1 protein-coding gene is annotated in these 903 nt (G+C 70.3%); it reads left to right on the plus strand.

The features are described from left to right. The coding region (locus tag GCT19_RS42280; protein WP_152855111.1) for an AMP-binding protein at positions 1-903 on the plus strand (903 nt) is incomplete at both ends.

Raw genomic sequence — 903 nt, forward strand, 5'->3', positions numbered from 1 at the left:
GTGGTGTTCGGCACGGTGCTGTTCGGGCGCATGCATGGTGGCAGCGGCGCGGACCGGGCGATGGGCCTGTTCATGAACACGCTGCCGGTGCGGCTCGACGTGGATGGAACCGGGGTCGGGGAGAGTGTGCGTCGCACCCACGCGCGGCTGGCGGAGCTGCTCACCCACGAGCATGCCCCGCTGGCGCTGGCGCAGCGCTGCAGCGGCGTTGCGGCGCCTGCGCCGCTGTTTGGCGCGCTGCTGAACTATCGCCACAATACGCTGGCGGCGCTTCAGGGGGCGGTGGGCGACGATGTCCCGGGCGGCATCGAATGGCTGGGTGCGCAGGAGCGCACCAACTATCCCCTGAGCCTGTCGGTGGAGGACTGCGAAGAGGCACTGGGCCTGACGGCACAGGTGAGCGGGCCGGTTTCAGCAGAGCGTATCTGCGGTTACATGCAACATGCGCTGGAGCACCTGGCGGAGCTGCTGGAGCGCTCGCCGCACACGCCGGTGCGGGAGCTGGAGATCCTGCCGGCGGCGGAGCGCGGGTATCTGCTGGAGGAGCTGAACCGCACGGAGGCGGCGTATCCGTCGGAGCGGTGCATCCATGAGCTGTTCGAGGCGCAGGTGCGGCGGGCACCGGAGGCGGTGGCGCTGGTGCATGAGAACGAGAGACTGAGCTATGGGGAGCTCAATGCGCGGGCCAACCGGCTGGCGCACCATCTGATCGCACTCGGAGTCAGGCCGGATCAGCCGGTGGGGATCTGCGTGGAGCGCAGCGCGGCGATGGTGGTGGGGCTCTTGGCGATCCTGAAGGCGGGGGGCGCATATGTGCCGCTGGATGCGGCGTATCCGGGCGCGCGGCTGCGGCAGATTCTGGGGGAGGCGGCGCCGCGGCTGGTGCTGGCCGATGCGGCGGGG

Source organism: Paraburkholderia atlantica (assembly GCF_009362785.1).
GTDB classification, from domain to species: domain Bacteria; phylum Pseudomonadota; class Gammaproteobacteria; order Burkholderiales; family Burkholderiaceae; genus Paraburkholderia; species Paraburkholderia atlantica.